Raw genomic sequence first — 17,016 nt, 5'->3', positions numbered from 1 at the left:
AGTCATGGGCCCGCTTCGGGCGGCAGGCCGCTTCGCTCGGAACTGTAAGAAGGAACGGGGTGCTTCGTGATCCCCGGCAAAGGAAGCGCGACGATGACGACTCATCTCCCCCCAGAAGCTCACACCGGACACCACCCTCCGCAGCTGCCGGAGGGCAAGGCGAAGGACCCCGTCTGCGGCATGTTCGTGGATCCCCAGGCACCGAAGGGCGGCAGCCACGTGCACGAGGGGCACACGTACTTCTTCTGCAACCCGAAGTGCCGCGAGAAGTTCACGGCCGAGCCGCGAAAGTACCTCGCGCCCGAGCCCCAGCCGCCGGAGCCTGCCCCCGCGGGCACCCTGTACATCTGCCCGATGGACCCCGAGGTGCGGCAGGACCATCCCGGCACCTGCCCCAAGTGCGGCATGGCCCTCGAGCCCGAGCAGCCGGTCCTCCAGACGCGCACCGAGTACGTCTGCCCGATGCACCCGGAGATCGTGCGTCCCGAGCCGGGGGCGTGCCCCATCTGCGGCATGGCCCTGGAGCCACGGACCGTCACCCTCGAGGACGCACCCGACCCGGAGTACCTCGACATGCGGCGGCGCTTCTGGGTGAGCGTTGCCCTCTCGCTCCCTGTGTTCGTCCTGGGCATGTCCGAGATGATTCCGGGCCAGCCCATCCAGCGCCTCATCCCAGGGCCGCTCATGGCCTGGGTGCAGTTCGCCCTGGCGACGCCCGTGGTGCTGTGGGGGGGCTGGCCCTTCTTCCAGCGGGGCTGGGCGTCGGTGCGCAACCGGCACCTCAACATGTTCACGCTGATTGCCCTTGGGACGGGCGCCGCCTACGGCTTCAGCGTCTTCGCCACCCTCTTCCCCGGCCTCCTGCCCCACGCCTTCACCGGCCACGGTGGCCACGTTCCCTTGTACTTCGAGGCCGCGGCGGTCATCACCACGCTGGTGCTGCTGGGGCAGGTGCTGGAGCTCCGAGCCCGTCATGCCACCTCGGGAGCCTTGAAGGCGCTGCTCGGGCTGGCTCCGAAGACGGCGCGGCTGCTGCGCGAGGACGGGCGCGAAGAGGACGTGGCGCTGGACAGGGTCCACGTGGGTGACCGCCTCCGCGTCCGACCGGGAGAGAAGGTTCCCGTGGATGGCGTGGTCCTGGAGGGCGAGAGCGCCGTGGACGAGTCCATGGTGACGGGTGAGCCGATTCCCTCCGAGAAGACACCTGGCAGCCGCGTAACAGGAGGGACGGTCAACGGCACCGGCGGCTTCGTGATGCGGGCCGAGCGTGTCGGCCGCGACACGCTCCTCTCCCAAATCGTACAGCGGGTGGCCGAGGCCCAGCGCAGCCGGGCCCCCATCCAGCGTCTGGCCGACACCGTCTCCGGGTGGTTCGTGCCCGCGGTGGTGGTCATCGCCGTCCTGACGGCGTTCATCTGGAGCATGTGGGGACCCGAGCCCCGGCTCGCCCACGCGCTGGTCAACGCCGTGGCCGTCCTCATCATCGCGTGCCCGTGTGCCCTGGGCCTGGCCACGCCCATCTCCATCGTGGTGGGCATGGGGCGTGGTGCGCAGGCCGGCGTCCTCATCCGGGACGCGGCGGCGCTCGAGGAACTGGCGAAGGTGGACACCCTCGTCGTCGACAAGACGGGCACCCTCACCGAGGGCAGGCCGAGCCTCACCACGGTGGTGACCGCCCCTGGTTTCGACGAGGCGCGGCTGCTTCACCTCGCCGGCAGCATCGAGCGCGGGAGCGAGCACCCGCTCGCGTCCGCCATCGTGAAGGGCGCAGAGGCACGGGGTGCCGTCCTCACGGAGACACACGGCTTCAAGTCCGTGACAGGCCAGGGCGTGACGGGGCGTGTGGATGGTGCGCAGGTGGCGCTCGGGAATGCCCGGCTGCTCGAGGGACTCGGCATCGAGGCAGGGGCGTTCCTGGAGAGGGCGGAGGCCCTGAGGCGAGAAGGGCAGACGGTGATGTTCGTCGCCGTGGACGGAAAGCCGGCCGGGCTGCTGGGCGTGGCCGACCCGGTGAAGGCCAGCACCCCCGAAGCCGTTCAGCAGCTCCGTGCCGATGGGCTGCGCCTCGTGATGCTCACGGGTGACAGCCGGACGACGGCGGAGGCGGTGGCCCGGCGCCTGGGCATCGACGAAGTCCACGCGGAGGTGCGCCCCGAGGAGAAGAACGAGATGGTGAAGCGCCTCCAGGCCGAAGGGCACGTGGTGGCCATGGCCGGAGACGGGGTGAACGACGCGCCTGCGCTCGCCCAGGCCAACGTGGGCATCGCCATGGGCACGGGCACTGACATCGCCATGGAGAGCGCCGCCGTCACGCTGGTGAAGGGTGACCTCCGCGGCATCGTCCGCGCCCGGCACCTGAGCCGGGGCACCGTGCACAACATCCGCCAGAACCTCTTCTTCGCGTTCATCTACAACGTGCTCGGCGTCCCCATCGCAGCGGGGGTCCTCTACCCGTTCTTCGGACTGCTGCTGAGCCCCATGATTGCCAGCGCGGCGATGAGCGTCTCGTCCGTCTCCGTCATCGGCAACGCCCTGCGGCTGAGGCGGCTGGACCTCTGACCGCCGCCCCGCCGGATTCTCGGCCCGGGCGGCGCTCGTGCTGGAGACGAGCGACACGAAGCAGCAGGAGGTGGATTTGTCCGCGTGGCGAGGCTTGGGTCCGCCACGCGGTCATCCCGCAACCGCCGGGCGGGAATACCGCCCCAGACCGCTCAGCGCTTGCGGGCCAGCAGCTTGCGAATCTCTACCAACGACGCGGTCGTCACGGCCTCGATGCCCTGCTCGCCGTCGATGTGGACGATGCGCTCGTGCTGCTCCCGGCGGCGGATGGCGGCTACGTACTGCTTCGCAATCCGCCGCTGAGCCTCGTCCGCCTCGAACAGCTCCGCCGTCCCGCCGCGTGCCTTGCGGCGCCGTGCCGCCACCTCCGGCGCCACGCCGACGAACAGCGTCAGGTCCGGCGACACCGCGCACGCATTCACCGCCTCCACCCATTCCATGGGCAGCGACGCGCCCTGGTAGGCCAGGGACGACAGGACGTAGCGGTCACACAGGACAATCTGGCCCGCCGCCAGCGCCGGGAGCACCCGGGCCGTGAGGTGGTCCGTCCGGTCCGCGGCGAACAGCAACGCCAGCGTCTCCGGCGCCAGCGGGCCCGCCCCACCGGGCAGTCCCAACCGGCCCGTGAGCGCCTGGCGAATCATCGTCCCCACGGGGCCGTCAGACGGCTCCCGCGTGGTCAGCACCGAGTGCCCCTCCGCGCGCAGGGCCGCGGCAAGCCGCTCCACCTGCGTCGTGGTACCAGCCCCATCCAGTCCTTCCAGGACGATGAAACGCCCAGGACGGCGCGCGGTGGCCTTCTTCCGGGCGGCGCTCACCGGGGAAGCAGCGCCGAGGGGTCGTCCAGCCGCAGCTCGCTGCGAAGGGCCAGCATCGACTCGTATTGCTTCAGCTCATCCACCAGGAACTTCCGGCCCGAGCGGTAGCTGATGAAGGCGTAGACGAGCAGCGACACGGACACCAGGGCCGCCGCCCACGCCAGCAGGGGCGTGCGAAGAGAATCGTAGAAGAGCTTGCCCGACGCCCCACCCACCAGGAGGGCAATGACGGTGGACACCCCCGCGCGGGCGAAGCGTGTCGTGCTCTCGCGGGTGGAAAGACTGGCCTGGAGCTGGTCGAGCCGAGCCCGGAGTTCCTGGGTATTGGAAGTCATCACGGCGCCAAGCACCCTACATCACTGCGCCCGTCACGTCGAGTCGGCGTCTACCCACCAGCCAGCCGTAGGCCCTCCAACGACCCCCTGCCAACCTCATCCCCGCCATCATCCCCACATGCGCCCGGCTACCGGTTGGCTTGCGAGCCACCGTCGCCCACGCTACATGCGCGACTCATGCAGCCCTCCGCCCGGACCGAAACCTCCATGAGTCACGCCAGCGAGATCTCCTCCATCGACGACGCCATCCGTGACATCCAGGAGGGCAAGTTCGTCATCGTCGCCGACGATGAGGACCGCGAGAATGAGGGCGACCTCATCATGGCCGCGGAGAAGGTGACGCCCGAGCACCTGGCCTTCATGGTGCGCCACACCAGCGGCATCGTCTGCATGCCCATGCTGGCGGAGCGGCTGGACGAGCTCCGCCTCCCGCAGATGGTGTCGGACAACACCGAATCCCATCGCACCGCCTTCACCGTCTCCGTGGACTACCGCCACGGCACCCACACGGGCGTCTCCGCGGCGGACCGCGCGAAGACCATCCGTGCCCTGGTGGACCCTTCCAGCAAGGCCGATGACTTCCTGCGCCCCGGGCACATCTTCCCGCTCCGCTACCGTGAGGGCGGCGTCCTCCGCCGGGCCGGCCACACCGAGGCCACCGTGGACCTGTCCCGCCTCGCCGGCCTGTCCGCCTCCGGCATCCTCTGCGAGCTGGTGAAGGACGACGGCACCATGATGCGGATGCCGGACCTCAAGGTCTTCGCCCGCGAGCACAAGCTGTCGCTCATCACCATCGCGGACCTCATCGAGTACCGCCGCCGGAAGGACCGGCTGGTGCGCCGCGAGCCCGGCCAGCAGACCGTCAACACCCGCTACGGTGAGTTCACCGCCCTCACCTATTCGTGGCTGCCCGACGGTGTGAAGTCCCTGGTCCTGGTGAAGGGCGACCCGGCGGCGCGGCCCAGCACCCTGGTGCGCCTGCACGCGGCCTGTGCCCTGGGTGACGTGTTCGGCTCCCCGACGTGCAACTGCAACGTGCTGCTGGATCAGGCGCTGGCGCGCATCGCCCGCGAAGGCTCCGGCGTGCTGGTGTACCTGCCTGGCATGCACGGGGACGACTTCGGCATCCACCACAAGCGCAACAACGACGGCAGCAGCGGCCCCACGCGTGGCCCCCAGGAGTCGCGTGACCTGGGCATGGGCTGCCAGATTCTCACCGACCTGGGCATCCACACGCTCCAGGTGATGACCAACTCGGACATCACCTACCGCGGGCTCGCGGGCTTCGGTCTCACCATCGAGAAGCGCGTCCCGCTCCAGCCGGACTGACGCGCCCCTCGCCGGGCGGACCGGGCCCGTGGTTCAGCCCAGGTCCGCCAGCGCGCCCTTCACCGCGTCCAGCGTCGCGGGCAGTTCCACGGGCGGGTTGGCGAACTGGCTCGTCACCTCCGCCAGCGAGCCGCGGTGGTAGCCCACCTTGAAGTCGGCGAACTTCAGGCCGTGCGCGGTGGACACCACCGCCACGCGCGAACCCCGGGCAATCACGCCCTGCGCCACCAGCTTCTCCAGGGCCGCCAGCGCCACGCCCGTGTGCGGACAGGTGAAGGTGCCCTCGCGGTCCGCCCGCGCGGCGGCGTTGGCCAGCTCGGACTCGCTGGCGTCCTCCACCACGCCGTCGAACGCCTTGAGCACCTTCACCGCGCGCTTGAATGACACCGGGTTGCCAATCTGGATGGCCGACGCCAGCGTGGGCTCGGCCCGCAGGGGCACCAGCTCCTGGAAGCCGCCCCGGTACGAGCGCGCCAGCGGGTTGGCCTTCTGGGCCTGCGCCACGGCGATGCGCGGCCGGCGGGTGATGAGCCCCAGCGACAGCATCAGCTCGAAGCCCTTGCCCAAGGCGCTGGCGTTGCCCAGGTTGCCGCCGGGAATCACCACCCAGTCCGGCGGCTCCCAGCCCAGGTCCTGGCAGAGCTCCACGGCCACCATCTTCTGGCCTTCGATGCGCAGCGAGTTCATCGAGTTGGCCAGGTACAGCCCCGTGTCCGCCGTCACCGCCTGCACCAGCTTCATGCAGCCGTCGAAGTCCGTGTCCAGCGACAGCACCCGCGCCCCATTGGCAATGGGCTGCACGAGCTGCGCGAGCGACACCTTGTCGCGCGGCAGGAACACCACCGCCGGAATCCCCGCCGCCGCGCAGTAGGCGGAGAGCGCCGCGGACGTGTCGCCCGTGGAGGCACACGCCACCGCGCGCAGCGGAACGCCCCGGGCGCGCATGTGCTTCACCGCGGAGACCAGGACCGTCATGCCCCAGTCCTTGAAGCTGCCCGTGGGCGAGACGCCGCACTCCTTCAGGTCCAGCGCGGCCAGCCCCAGCTCCGCCGCCATGCGCGGCAGCGGCTTGAGCGGCACGCGGCCCTCGCCGAGCGAGACGATGTCCTCCGCCGGCAGCTGCGGATACGCCCACTCCCGCTTGCCCCACACGCCCGAGCCATCCGGCAGGCGCGCGGAGCCGAAGCGCGTCTCGAAACGGCGCTTCCATTCCGCCGCGGAGACCGTGCGCAGGGCCTTCACGTCGTGCGCGACTTCCAGCAGGCCGCCGCAGCGCGGGCACCGGTACACCACGTCCATCAGCGAGGCGCGGAAGTCACAGCCCTCACTGCACGCGTACTCCGCGCGGAAATCCGAAGCCGACTCCTCGCTCATGCCTCCTCCTGTGCCCGCGTGCCACACTCCGGACAGGCCTTACCGGGCCGCACGCGAGTATGACACGATGCACAAGAGCGCCAGCCATCGTCGTCGCCAGACGGCCGTCCAGGCGCCGCTGCCACGGTGGGCTTCGCCCGAGGCAGGCGCATGCCGCAGTTGTCGCAGAGCAGGCCCTCGGCCTGGGTGATGCGGCAGTAACGGCAGACGACGGCGCCCAGCGGCGCGGCGGTGCGAACGCCATCGTCCGGGGCACGTCCGGTGTCCAGCTCGGGCATGGGCGTCACCGGAACAGCCCCCAAGTCCCGGGCGCGTGTCAGTTGCAGGTCGGGAACCACCTGCGCCGGCAGATCGGGCCCGGAACGGAGCCGCGTCACGTCCAGGTCGGGCAACACGGCCGCGACCACCGGCGCGCGGCCTCCGGCATGCGGTGTCACCTCCAGCTCCGGCAACGTCGCGATGGGCGCGGTCTCCGCCACGGCCGCGGGGAACCGCTTGCCGCAGACGTCGCACTCCGTCCCTTCGGGCTGAACGTGGTCGCAGAGCGGACAGATGATCATGATGTGCGAACGTTAGCGGGCCGCCGCCGACATGGCGAGCAAGCGGATAGAGAGCCTGCCTCCCGCCTCGCTGGGTCAGGAGCCACCCGAGCCCAGGAGGTCACCCCTGCGAGAGCGGCTGCCCCGTCATGGGAACGAAGCGAACCGGCAGCAGGGACTCCACCTGGGGCACCTCTCCGGGCCGGAGGGCGCGCTGGATGCGCAGCAGTTGCTGGGTGCCCCCCTGGGGGCCCACCGGAATGAGCATGCGTCCGCCCGGCTTGAGCTGGGAAAGGAGCTGAAGCGGAACGTCTGGTGGCGCCGCGGCGGCGAGGATGGCGTCGAAGGGCGCCTGGTCCGGCCAGCCCAGTGAGCCGTCTCCTTCCCGGAACGAGACATTTTCGAAGCCCTGCCGCCGCAACACCTCTCGCGCCGATTGGGCCAGCTCGGGGACGATTTCCACGGAGTAGACCTCTCTGCACAGCAGGGACAGCAGCGCCGTCTGGTAGCCCGAGCCAGTGCCGATTTCGAGGACCCGCTCGTCCCCCTGCAGTTGGAGCGCCTCCGTCATCAGCGCCACGACATAGGGCTGGCTGATGGTCTGCCCATGCCCGATGGGCAGCGGCGAGTCCGCGCTCGCCTCTTCGCGCAGGTCCTCCGGCACGAAGTCCGCGCGGCTCAGCCGAGCGATGGCCTCCAGGACTCGCGCGTCCTTGATGCCGTGCCGCGACAGGTAGTCGGCCCTTCCCCAGTCACCCATGCCCCTAGCCTAGTCATGACGGGCGCCCTAACCCACCCGCGCGAGCGCGAGCCGCCCTTCCCAGCGTTCCTCGAGCGCCTTCACGAGGCCCTGGTTCTCCTTCGCCTTCATGTCCGGGTCCTTCTCCAGGATGCGCCGGGCCTCGGACTGCGCCATGGAGAGCAGGTCGCCATCCCGCGCCAGGTTGGCCACCGCCAGCTCGGGCAGGCCACTCTGGCGCGTGCCCAGGAATTCACCCGGGCCTCGAATCTCCAGGTCCTTCTCCGCGATGACGAAGCCGTCGCTGCTCTGCTCCATCACCGTCAGGCGCTCGGCGGACTCCCAGGAGCGGGCGCTCCCGGCCACCAGGTGGCAGAAGCTCGCCGCCGCGCCGCGCCCCACCCGGCCCCTGAGCTGGTGAAGCTGTGACAGGCCGAAGCGCTCGGCGGATTCCACCACCATCACGGAGGCGTTGGGCACGTCCACGCCCACCTCCACCACCGTGGTGCAGACGAGCAGGTGCAGGCGCTTCTCGCGGAAGTCCTCCATGACGGAGTCCTTCTCCTCCGCCTTCATCCGTCCGTGCAGCAGCCCCACCTTCGCGTCGGGGAACACCTTCCGGAGCTTCTCCACGCCGCGCGTGGCGTCCTCCAGGTCCAGCTTCTCCGACTCCTCCACCAGCGGGTAGACGACGTAGGCTTGGTGCCCCTTGGCCAGCTGCGCGCCCACGGACTCGTAGACGAGCGCGCGCTGCTTGTCGTTGAACACCCGCGTTTGAATGGGCGTGCGGCCCGGCGGAAGCTGGTCGATGACGGACAAGTCCAGGTCGCCGTACAGCGTCATGGCCAGCGTGCGGGGAATGGGCGTGGCCGTCATCACCAGCACATCCGGCTTGGGCCCCTTGCTCATCAGCGTGTGGCGCTGGAGCACGCCGAAGCGGTGCTGTTCGTCGATGACGACCAGGCCCAGGCGTTCGAAGGAGACGTCTGCCTGAAGCAGCGCGTGCGTGCCCACGGCCAGATGAATTTCGCCTCGGGCCACGGCCTCGCGCACCTGGCGCTTGGCCTTCGCCGTGCCCGCCGCGCTCACCAGGCCCACGCGGTAGCCCAGCGGCTCCATCACCTTGCGGAAGTTGCGCTCGTGCTGCTCAGCGAGGATTTCCGTGGGCGCCATGACGGCCACCTGGTAGCCGGCCTGCAGTGCGATGAGGGCGGAGACCATGGCTACCGCCGTCTTGCCGCTGCCCACGTCTCCCTGGACCAGCCGGTTCATGGGCTCCGGGCGCGCCATGTCCCAGCAGAGCTCCTCCACCACCCGCGCCTGCGCGCCGGTGAGCTGGAACGGCAGCGCGTTGCGCGCCTTCGCCAGCCGGGGCTCGGACACGTCGAAGGAGATGCCGACCTCCGCCTTCACACCCTGCCGCTTGAGGGCCATGCCCAGTTGGAGGAAGAACAGCTCGTCGAAGGCGAGCCGCCGGTGCGCGGGGCTCTGGTGCGCGTCGAGCGCCTCCAGGTCCGCGTCCCCTGGCGGGAAGTGGATGAAGCGCAGCGCGTCCGGCAGGCCCATCAGGTCCAAGCGGCGGCGCAGGTCGGCGGGCAGCGGGTCATCCAGTTCGTGCGCGTACTGCTCGCCCACGCGGGAGGTCAGCTCGCGGAAGGAGCGCTGCTCGCCGCGCTCGAAGCCCGGATACACGGGGACGATGCGGTTGAAGTGGACCGACGTCGTGGACTCGAGGTCCTCCGCCGGTTCGATTTCCGGATGGGGCATCTCCCGGCCCGACATGGTGGCGCGGACCTCGCCGGAGAGGACGATGCGCTTGCCCACGGTGAACCGGCTCTTCAACCAGGGGCCCGCGTTGAAGTACGTGGCGGCGATGCTGCCCGAGCGGTCCCCCACGACGGCGCGGAACATGCGCCGGCCCTGACGGCCCGCCACGAAGTCGGCCACCTTGACGATGCCCACCGTGACGCCTCGCTCGCCGGGCTCCAGTTCGGCGATGGTGCGCAGCTGGCGGCGGTCCTCGTAGCAGCGCGGCAGCATGAAGAGGATGTCGCCCATGCGGCGCAGCCCCTTCTTGTCGAGCGCCGAGACGAGCCTGGGCCCCAGCCGCTTGCCCAGCGTCTTCAGCGGCGACGCCAGCGGCCCGGAGCGCGGCGCGATGGAGAGGAGCTTCGCCTCGGAGCGAGAGGCCTCCGCCGCGACCGCCCGCTTCTTCTTTCGCTGCGCCTTCTCCTTGCGCGTCTTCGCTCCGGGAACCGCCTCTGGCCCCGTGTCGAGCGCGGCCTGACGGAGCCCCGGCTTCGCCCGAGACGACGGCGCGCCCTGCCGCCCGGTGGCGGGCTGCGGCGCGGCGACGTTCGACTGCGGTGGCCGCGTCGCCGGCGCCATCCGCGGTGGACGGGCAGGCAGGAGGTCCGAGTCCATTCCGGCCTGCCGTCCCCGAGGCCCATCAGGGCTCATGCGCGGCATGGGGCCCTCAACGCCGCTTCCGCGCGCGGGGGCCGAGGCTCCACGCGAGGCCGGTCCTCGAGGCGCGTCCGGCCGCGGGCCCGACGTGGGCAGTGGCTCCGCCGACTTCCAGGGCGGCACATACCCCGGGGGCGTCGTGCCTCCCGCGCCCACCGGAGCGCCCTGCGTGGACCTCGGCCGAGCCGGAACCGCGCCCTCCATCGTCACGCCGTGCAGCTCCGCGGGCAGCTCCACCCCGCTGACCTTCAGCCCGGCCACGACGCGCCGCAGCGCGGCCTTGCGGCGCTCGGGCATGGCGTGGTCCACGTCGGGCAGCGCGGCCCTCAAGTGGTCCAGCGCCCGTGCATCCACGCCACTGGCCCCGGCAAGCGCGCGCTCCAACACCGGGCGCAACGACTTCACGGTGGCCAGCATCGCGAAGTCGCGCTGGCACACGTACCGGAGGGGTCCAACAAGGCTGGCGAGCGGGTGGTTCACGCGGGGGTTCCGCCGTACATCCTACGGAACGAGGATGACGTCTCCCACAAAACGAGACCGGGGAAGCGAGCCCTGGCCCGCTCCCCCGGCAACTCACTGCGGCTTCCGAGGCTCAGCTCTGGCTCGCCGAGGCCTCTTCCTCGGGCTCCTCGAAGCGGATCTGCTGGACTTCCAGCTCGCGCACGCCGCCGGGGCTCTGAACCGTGGCGATGTCACCCACCTTCTTGCCGATGAGCGCGCGCGCCACCGGTGAGGTGACGGCAATCCACCGCTTCTTCAGGTCTGCCTCGATCTCCCCCACGAGCCGGTAGCTCACCGGCTTGTCGGTTTCGGTATCGAGCAGGTCCACCGTCGCCCCGAAAATGACCTTGTCGCCGCCCAGCTTCGCCGGGTCGATGACCTCCGCACGCGCAATCCAGTCGTTGAGGGTCAGGATGCGCCCCTCGATGTGCGACTGCTTCTCCTTCGCCGCGTGGTACTCCGCGTTCTCGCGCAGGTCACCGTGTGCGCGAGCGACCTCGATCTCGCGCGAGATCTTCCCCCGCTCGACGGACTGGAGGTGCTTCAGTTCCTCCTTCAGCTTGCGCAGTCCGGACGGGGTCATCGGGATGTTGTCGCTCCCGCTGCTCATCGACACAGCTCCTTCCACCACTCCCAGGTTCAAATAAGATGGAGGGCCGGCGCTCCTCTTCCGGAGCCCGGCCCCCGCGACCAAACAAAAGCCCAATGTAAGGAACCACTGACAAGTTGGTCAATGAAACCCGTACAGGGAACGGGGGGATGGGCTGGGCGCGCGCCCTTTGACCCGCTAGTCTGCCCCCCGTGCTGTCCGTCCAGGAATTGCGCGGGCTCGGTGCCGCCCTGCCCTCCAGTGCCTTCCAGCGTCAACTGGGGCCTTTCGCACTCATCCAGCGCCCGCCTTCCGAGGCCTCGACCGCCGTGCTCGCCCCCACCCGCATGGCGGCGCCCTCGGAAATCGAACAGGGCATGCTGGCCTTGCTGTTCGAGTTCGAACACCTGCGCGTGGCCACCCTGCCGCCGCTCAACGCCACCGACCGGCTGCGCATTGGCCGCCGCATGGACTGCGACCTGGTCGTCGATGACGCGTCCGTGTCCAAGATGCACGCGGAGCTGCGGTGGAACGAAGCCGACCAGCGCTGCACCGTGCAGGACCTGGGCTCCACCAACGGCACCTTCCTCAACGCCCGCTCCCTGGGTGGCCGCGAGGCCGTGCTGCGCGACGGCGACATCCTGAGCGTGGGCAACGTGCAGTTCTGGTACCTGCTCACCCGCACCCTGCATGAGCGCCTGCGCGCGGGCGAGGCCACCGGGCTGGGCTCGCGCAGCGGCTGAGCCTTCACACTACATACAAAGGTTGACGCCGCCCCCACGCCGTTTCCGAATGGGACAGGAGCCCGCATGTCCACACCGCCACGCGACGAGCGCGACTACTTCGAGCGCATCTACACCGTCACCTCGCAAGTGCCGCATGGGCAGGTGGCCACATATGGGGACATCGCCGCCATCGTCGGTGATGGCTGCGATGCCCGCGTCGTGGGACATGCACTGGGCGCGTTGGGCGCCCGCGCGGACAGCGTGCCCTGGCAACGCGTCATCAACCGCACGGGTGGGATCAGCACCTCGGGTTACGGACAGCGCGAGGCCCTGGAGGCGGAGGGCGTCACCTTCGACGAGCGCGACCACGTCCGGATGGCGTCACACCATTGGACGGGCCCCAGTGAGGCGTGGGCCCGCGCACATGGATTCCAGCCGTTGCCTCCGCGTGAAGTGAAGACTCCGGACGCGCAATTGAAACTGTTCTGAACAGGCGCTCGCCTTCCCGTCTGCTTGCGTCGAGGCACAGACGCGCGAAAGTTCGGATTCCGGCCACGGGGCCGGCGTCCAAACATGTCGCTCGCGCTGCTCCGCTGGGGAGTCTTCATCCTCCTGTGTCTGTTCGCGCCCCAAGCCGTCGCCGGCGACGCAAAGCCCCGGCGAAGTGAGGCGAAGGGCAGTCGGCTCGTTCGTCTCAAGAACGGGCAGTTGCTTCATGCCGACGCCGCGGACGCGTACCGGCGGATGAAGGCCGAAGCGCGTTCGAAGAACATCTACCTCTGGGTCCACAGCGGCTACCGCTCCCCCGCGAAGCAGCGCCGGCTCTATGAGCGCTACCGCAAGGGCAAGGGGCCCCAGGCGGCACGGCCCGGGCGCTCCAACCATCAGCGAGGCCTCGCGGTGGACCTGGTCATCGGCGGCGTCAAGACACCGACCTATGACTGGCTCGTGTCGAATGCGTGCCGCTTCGGCTTCAAGCGCACGGTGCGCTCCGAGCCCTGGCATTGGGAGTACCGCCCGCGCAGCACCCGCGAGCCGAAGCCGGGACGTGACTGCGTGGGCCGCCCCTTGAAGCGTCAGCGGCCCCAGTCTCCGCCCGTGGCGAGCACCGAGAAGAGCTGAGGCGCGCTAGCTCCAATGGCAGCGTGTCGTCAATCCGGCCCCAGGGCATCCCGACCTCACGGGTTGGTGCCTTTTGTCTGGGGGGACTGATTTTTATCAGACACCTCGATTACGGTGAGCAGCCATGCTCGTCGTCACATCGAACCTCGAAGCCGTCACCGTCCACGCGGAGGGGGCGCTTTGTACGCGGGTCGCCACGATTCCCACGGCGGGGGGGATGCTGCCCACGCAGGTGCGAATCAATGGACTGCCCCTGTCGCTGCAACCCGGCTCGCTCCGGGCGTCCGTGGTGCACGGCCCGTCGGGACTCGCCGTGCGCGACCTTCGTCCCACCTATGACGTCCAGCTTCCGCCTGAAGTCGACGTGCCCGCGGAGCACCGCGCCTTGGAAGAAGCCGAGCACCGCCTCGCCGACCTCACCCAACAGCTCGCGCGCGTGGGGCAGGAACTGGATGCGCTGTCGAAGCTGTCCCCCGGGTTTCCGCCCCGGCCGAAGGAAGCGCAGGAGCCCCGGGACGCCCCCGTGTCCGCGATGCTGTCCCTCATGTCCTTCGTGGACACCGAGCTCGCCGCGCTGCATTCGCGGAAGCTGGACCTGGAGCGGCAGCAGCGTGACGCCGAAGCCGAGCTGCGCTTGCGGCGCAACCGCGTCGCCGAAGCCTCTTCGTCCGTGCGAGGCCAGCGCGCCCGCGTGTACCGCGCGGTCGTGCTGACGCTGTCGGGCCCCCTCCCCGCGGACCTGGGGGCGCGGCTCGCGCTCGAATACGCCGTGCAGGGGGCGCGCTGGGTGCCCACCTACGACTTGCGCCTGCCGCGCACGCTGGAAGAGGGAACGCTGCGCATGCGCGCCTCCGTGCTCCAGCGCACCGGCGAGGACTGGACCGGGGTGAAGCTCGCGGTCTCCACCGCGGACCTCGCCCGGCATGCGGAAGTCCCCGAGCTGAAGGCGCTGCGCATTGGCCGCCATCAACCGGCTCCCGCGCGTTCGGGCTGGAGGGAGGCGCCACCGGGGCTCGAGGAGCTGTTCGCGGGCTACGACGCCACGCGGACGCCCACGCCGGTTCAGCCCGAGCTCCCAGCCGAGCCCGAGCCCATGCCCGCCGGCCTCGAGCAGCCCCGGAAGAACAAGCGCAGTGCCGTGCCCGTCGCGCCCAAGCCCGACTTCGCCATGCCGGAAGCGGCCGCGCCACCGCCTCCGCCGGCGGCGGCCCCTCGAAGTGCTCCGATGCGCCCCAGTGCCGCTGCCCCCGAGGATGAGGAGACGCGATCGCGATCGCGAGGTGGTGGCCTGATGTCGCGCGCGCGCCGACCGCCACCTCCGGCCGAGTTCGAGGAGGAGCCCGAGAGTTCATTCGACGATGACGGAGACGGGCTCAGCATGGATACCGCCTCGCTGGGCGGTGGCGGTGGCGGTGGCGAGCGAACACCTCCGAGGCAGGAGCCCTCCGACGCACTGCTGGACTACGACCGCCTGACCATGCCGCCCGCGGATGACCTGGGCGCGCGTGGCAGGTTGCAACCGCGCCCCGGGCACCTCACCCAGGAGCTGGTGGCCCTGGCGGAGGTCCACGCGCAGATCGACATCACCGTGCGAGTCGCCCTGAGTCTGCAGGAGACCTCTTCCATCTGGGCCGCCCCCGCGCCAGCGTGGTCCCAGCCGCCACGCACGTCCTCGCCGCACTTCGATGCGCGCTTCGATGTGGAGACGCGCGCGGACGTGCCTTCGGATGGAGCGTGGCACACCGTGCCGGTGTTGTCGGTGCCCGTGGGGCTGTCCGCGGAATACGTCTGCGTCCCCTCCGTGGAGCCGCGTGCGTTCCGCACGGTGCGCGTGGAGAACCGGACGCCGTATCCGCTGCTGGCAGGTCCCGTGGACGTCACGCTGGAGAACGAGTTCCTGATGACGTCCCCCTTGCCCACCATGGCCCCGGGCTCGACCCAGCGGCTGGGGCTCGGTGTGGAGGAGTCCATCAAGGTCGCGCGCAACACACGGTTCGACGAGGCGACGGGCGGCATGTTCGGCGGCTCGACGATGCTGACGCACCACGTGTCGGTGGAGCTGGCCAACCGGCTGAGCAATCGCGTCCTGGTCGAGGTGTGCGAGCGCGTGCCGACCGTTCCCGTCCACACGGAGAAGGACATCAAGGTGGAGGAGTTGGAAGTGGCCCCGCTCTGGCAGAAGCGCCTGCCCTTGCCCGGTGAAGCGAAGGTGGAGGGCGAGCGCGCGTGGCGCGTGGTGCTCCAGCCAGGTGAAGCACAGACGCTGAAGGCGACATGGACCGTCAAGATTCCGGGCAACAAGATGCTCGGCGGCGGCAACCGGAGGACATGATGGGCACCCCTTTCACCCTGCCCGTGGTCAAGGTCACCGTCCTCGAGGACCGGGCGCTCGTCGAGCGGCGGGGGGAGATTCCCCTGTCGGTGGGAACGCAGCGACTGGTCATCCAGGGACTGTCCCCGCTCGCCGTGGACCGTTCGCTCCAGGCGAAGGTCGCGGGTGGCACCATCTCCCAGGCACGCATCCGCCGGGCGACGAAGCCGCAACCACCCGAGGCCGAGCGCGAACACCGCACGGCGCTCGGAAAGCGCGTCGCGGAGCTGGAGCAGGAGCTCCGGCGCGTGGTCGCGGACGAAACCCGGCTGGCGGCGCGGCTGCGGCTGTTGGACACCGCGCGCGCCGATGTCCACCGCGCCATCTCCGAGCAGGCAGGCGCCGGACAGTCGCGGCCGGAGACGTGGCGGGAGCAGTTGGAGACGGTGCGCCGCGAGCAGCTGTCCGCGGACTCGGCGCTCAGGGAGGCTGCGCGCCGGACGTTGCGACTGCGGGAGCAGCTCGACGAAGCACGGGCCTCGCAGACGGCTGTCGAGCTCCTGGAGCCAACGGTCGACACGCAGGCCGAGCTGGAGGTGGGCCACCCCACGGGCGGGCCCGCCACGCTGTCCGTCACGTACCTGGTGCCCTGCACGGCCTGGCGGCCGTCCTACCGCGCCACGCTGTCCCGCGAAGCCTCCGGTGAGTCCGTCACCCTGGAGTGCGAGGCCGTCGTCTGGCAGCGCACCGGCGAGGAGTGGAAGGACGTGGAGTTGGCGTTCTCCACCGCGCGGCCCACGCTGGGCGCCACGCCGCCGCGGCTCCAGGAGGACCGGCTGTGGCTGCGGGACAAGACGGAGCGCGAGAAGCAGGTGGTGGAGGTGGCCATCCGTGAGGAGGTCATCCAGACCGCGGGCGAGCCCGGCGCTGCCCGGCGGGAGGACGCGCTACCGGGCATGGACGACGGAGGTGAACCGCTGACGGTGACGGCCCCGCATCGGGCCAGTGTGCCACCGGACGGCGAGCCCTACCGCGTGCCCCTGTTCCAGTTCACCGCGCCCGCGACCTCCGAGCTGGTGGCCATGCCGGAGCAGTCCCCCCTGGTGCACCGCGTGGCCCGGTTCGACAACACGGGCCCCACGGTGTTGCTCGCGGGCCCCGTGAAGCTGGTGCGGACCCACGGCTATGTGGGGCGTGCGCAGCTGCGCTTCACCGGCAAGGGCGAGCGCGTGAAGCTGGGCTTCGGCAGCGAGGACGCGCTGCGCGTGGCGCGAACGGAGGACGTGGGGCGGGAGACCAGCCGGCTCACCGGCCGCAAGGTGACGACGCACAAGGTGCGGCTGTTCCTCTCCAACATGGGCGCGAAGGCGGTGCCGGTGGCCATCGAGGAACGGATTCCCGTCTCCGAGGTGGAGTCGGTGGAAATCCAGTTGCAGCGGGAGAGCACGAAGCCCGCGCCCGCGCGCGTCAGCGAGGATGGCATCGTCCGCTTCGAGCTGACGGCGTCGCCCCGCTCGCAGCAGGAGCTGGCGATGGACTACGTGGTGACGAGCGCGGCGAAGGTGGCCGGGCTCTGAGCAGGCCCGGGTTCCACCGCGAAACAGCCCCG

The 17,016-nt window shown here is 70.3% G+C and carries 14 protein-coding genes; 7 read left to right on the top strand and 7 right to left on the bottom strand.

Annotated elements, in window-relative coordinates; translation table 11 throughout:
- Positions 1–93: 93 nt before the first annotated feature.
- Entirely contained in the window at positions 94–2,559 is a 2,466-nt protein-coding gene (locus tag BLU09_RS21245; RefSeq protein WP_090491352.1) for a heavy metal translocating P-type ATPase, read from the top strand.
- A 152-nt stretch (positions 2,560–2,711) separates the two neighbouring features.
- Here the strand turns inward: BLU09_RS21245 and tmk are convergent, their stop codons facing one another.
- Positions 2,712–3,377, bottom strand: coding sequence for a dTMP kinase (gene tmk / locus BLU09_RS21240; protein WP_090491351.1), 666 nt, complete (start codon positions 3,375–3,377; stop codon positions 2,712–2,714).
- Complete coding sequence (locus BLU09_RS21235; protein ID WP_244171945.1) at positions 3,374–3,712, bottom strand: hypothetical protein; 339 nt, start codon at positions 3,710–3,712, stop codon at positions 3,374–3,376. The genes tmk and BLU09_RS21235 overlap by 4 nt, the downstream gene beginning before the upstream one ends.
- 177 nt (positions 3,713–3,889) lie before the next feature.
- Between BLU09_RS21235 and ribB the strand changes: the two genes are divergently transcribed.
- Positions 3,890–5,041 carry a 3,4-dihydroxy-2-butanone-4-phosphate synthase gene (gene ribB, locus BLU09_RS21230; protein ID WP_090491349.1) on the top strand — a complete coding sequence of 384 codons (1,152 nt, stop codon included), beginning with the start codon at positions 3,890–3,892 and terminating at the stop codon, positions 5,039–5,041.
- A 33-nt stretch (positions 5,042–5,074) separates the two neighbouring features.
- Here ribB and thrC read toward each other — a convergent pair whose 3' ends face one another.
- The 5 genes from thrC to greA all read right to left on the bottom strand — a co-directional run bounded on the left by thrC (position 5,075) and on the right by greA (position 11,270).
- Positions 5,075–6,415: a threonine synthase gene (gene thrC, locus BLU09_RS21225; protein WP_090491348.1), complete on the bottom strand. Its 1,341-nt coding sequence runs from the start codon at positions 6,413–6,415 to the stop codon at positions 5,075–5,077.
- Complete coding sequence (locus BLU09_RS21220; protein ID WP_090491347.1) at positions 6,412–6,975, bottom strand: hypothetical protein; 564 nt, start codon at positions 6,973–6,975, stop codon at positions 6,412–6,414. The genes thrC and BLU09_RS21220 overlap by 4 nt, the downstream gene beginning before the upstream one ends.
- A 100-nt stretch (positions 6,976–7,075) precedes the next feature.
- Complete coding sequence (locus BLU09_RS21215; protein WP_090491346.1) at positions 7,076–7,714, bottom strand: protein-L-isoaspartate(D-aspartate) O-methyltransferase; 639 nt, start codon at positions 7,712–7,714, stop codon at positions 7,076–7,078.
- 27 nt (positions 7,715–7,741) lie between these two features.
- Positions 7,742–10,639, bottom strand: coding sequence for an ATP-dependent DNA helicase RecG (recG, locus tag BLU09_RS21210; protein WP_244171912.1), 2,898 nt, complete (start codon positions 10,637–10,639; stop codon positions 7,742–7,744).
- Positions 10,640–10,751: 112 nt separating this feature from the next.
- Entirely contained in the window at positions 10,752–11,270 is a 519-nt protein-coding gene (gene greA, locus BLU09_RS21205; protein ID WP_090491345.1) for a transcription elongation factor GreA, read from the bottom strand.
- A gap of 191 nt (positions 11,271–11,461) precedes the next feature.
- Here greA and BLU09_RS21200 point away from each other — a divergent pair, with 191 nt between their 5' ends.
- The 5 genes from BLU09_RS21200 (at position 11,462) to BLU09_RS21180 (ending at position 16,984) form a co-directional block, all read left to right on the top strand.
- Positions 11,462–11,992 carry an FHA domain-containing protein gene (locus BLU09_RS21200; protein ID WP_090491344.1) on the top strand — a complete coding sequence of 177 codons (531 nt, stop codon included), beginning with the start codon at positions 11,462–11,464 and terminating at the stop codon, positions 11,990–11,992.
- A gap of 66 nt (positions 11,993–12,058) precedes the next feature.
- Positions 12,059–12,463, top strand: a complete 405-nt coding sequence (locus BLU09_RS21195) for an MGMT family protein (RefSeq protein WP_090491343.1) — start codon at positions 12,059–12,061, stop codon at positions 12,461–12,463.
- An 84-nt stretch (positions 12,464–12,547) separates the two neighbouring features.
- Entirely contained in the window at positions 12,548–13,096 is a 549-nt protein-coding gene (locus BLU09_RS21190; RefSeq protein ID WP_186817660.1) for a M15 family metallopeptidase, read from the top strand.
- 124 nt (positions 13,097–13,220) lie between these two features.
- Positions 13,221–15,428 carry a mucoidy inhibitor MuiA family protein gene (locus tag BLU09_RS21185; RefSeq protein WP_090491341.1) on the top strand — a complete coding sequence of 736 codons (2,208 nt, stop codon included), beginning with the start codon at positions 13,221–13,223 and terminating at the stop codon, positions 15,426–15,428.
- Positions 15,428–16,984, top strand: coding sequence for a DUF4139 domain-containing protein (locus tag BLU09_RS21180; protein WP_090491340.1), 1,557 nt, complete (start codon positions 15,428–15,430; stop codon positions 16,982–16,984). The genes BLU09_RS21185 and BLU09_RS21180 overlap by 1 nt, the downstream gene beginning before the upstream one ends.
- Positions 16,985–17,016: the final 32 nt, after the last annotated feature.

Source organism: Myxococcus virescens, assembly GCF_900101905.1.
Taxonomy (GTDB): domain Bacteria; phylum Myxococcota; class Myxococcia; order Myxococcales; family Myxococcaceae; genus Myxococcus; species Myxococcus virescens.
The sequence above is the reverse complement of the archived record's forward strand: the minus strand, read 5'-3'. Positions and strand labels throughout refer to the sequence as shown.

Excerpts from the sequence above, each read along its gene's own strand:
- BLU09_RS21215 (WP_090491346.1), bottom strand. The coding sequence starts at position 7,714 with ATGGGTGACTGGGGAAGGGCCGACTACCTGTCGCGGCACGGCATCAAG.
- BLU09_RS21185 (WP_090491341.1), top strand. The coding sequence starts at position 13,221 with ATGCTCGTCGTCACATCGAACCTCGAAGCCGTCACCGTCCACGCGGAG.
- BLU09_RS21245 (WP_090491352.1), top strand. The coding sequence starts at position 94 with ATGACGACTCATCTCCCCCCAGAAGCTCACACCGGACACCACCCTCCG.
- ribB (WP_090491349.1), top strand. The coding sequence starts at position 3,890 with ATGCAGCCCTCCGCCCGGACCGAAACCTCCATGAGTCACGCCAGCGAG.
- BLU09_RS21195 (WP_090491343.1), top strand. The coding sequence starts at position 12,059 with ATGTCCACACCGCCACGCGACGAGCGCGACTACTTCGAGCGCATCTAC.
- BLU09_RS21180 (WP_090491340.1), top strand. The coding sequence starts at position 15,428 with ATGGGCACCCCTTTCACCCTGCCCGTGGTCAAGGTCACCGTCCTCGAG.
- BLU09_RS21220 (WP_090491347.1), bottom strand. The coding sequence starts at position 6,975 with ATGATCATCTGTCCGCTCTGCGACCACGTTCAGCCCGAAGGGACGGAG.
- BLU09_RS21235 (WP_244171945.1), bottom strand. The coding sequence starts at position 3,712 with ATGACTTCCAATACCCAGGAACTCCGGGCTCGGCTCGACCAGCTCCAG.
- greA (WP_090491345.1), bottom strand. The coding sequence starts at position 11,270 with ATGAGCAGCGGGAGCGACAACATCCCGATGACCCCGTCCGGACTGCGC.
- thrC (WP_090491348.1), bottom strand. The coding sequence starts at position 6,415 with ATGAGCGAGGAGTCGGCTTCGGATTTCCGCGCGGAGTACGCGTGCAGT.
- BLU09_RS21190 (WP_186817660.1), top strand. The coding sequence starts at position 12,548 with ATGTCGCTCGCGCTGCTCCGCTGGGGAGTCTTCATCCTCCTGTGTCTG.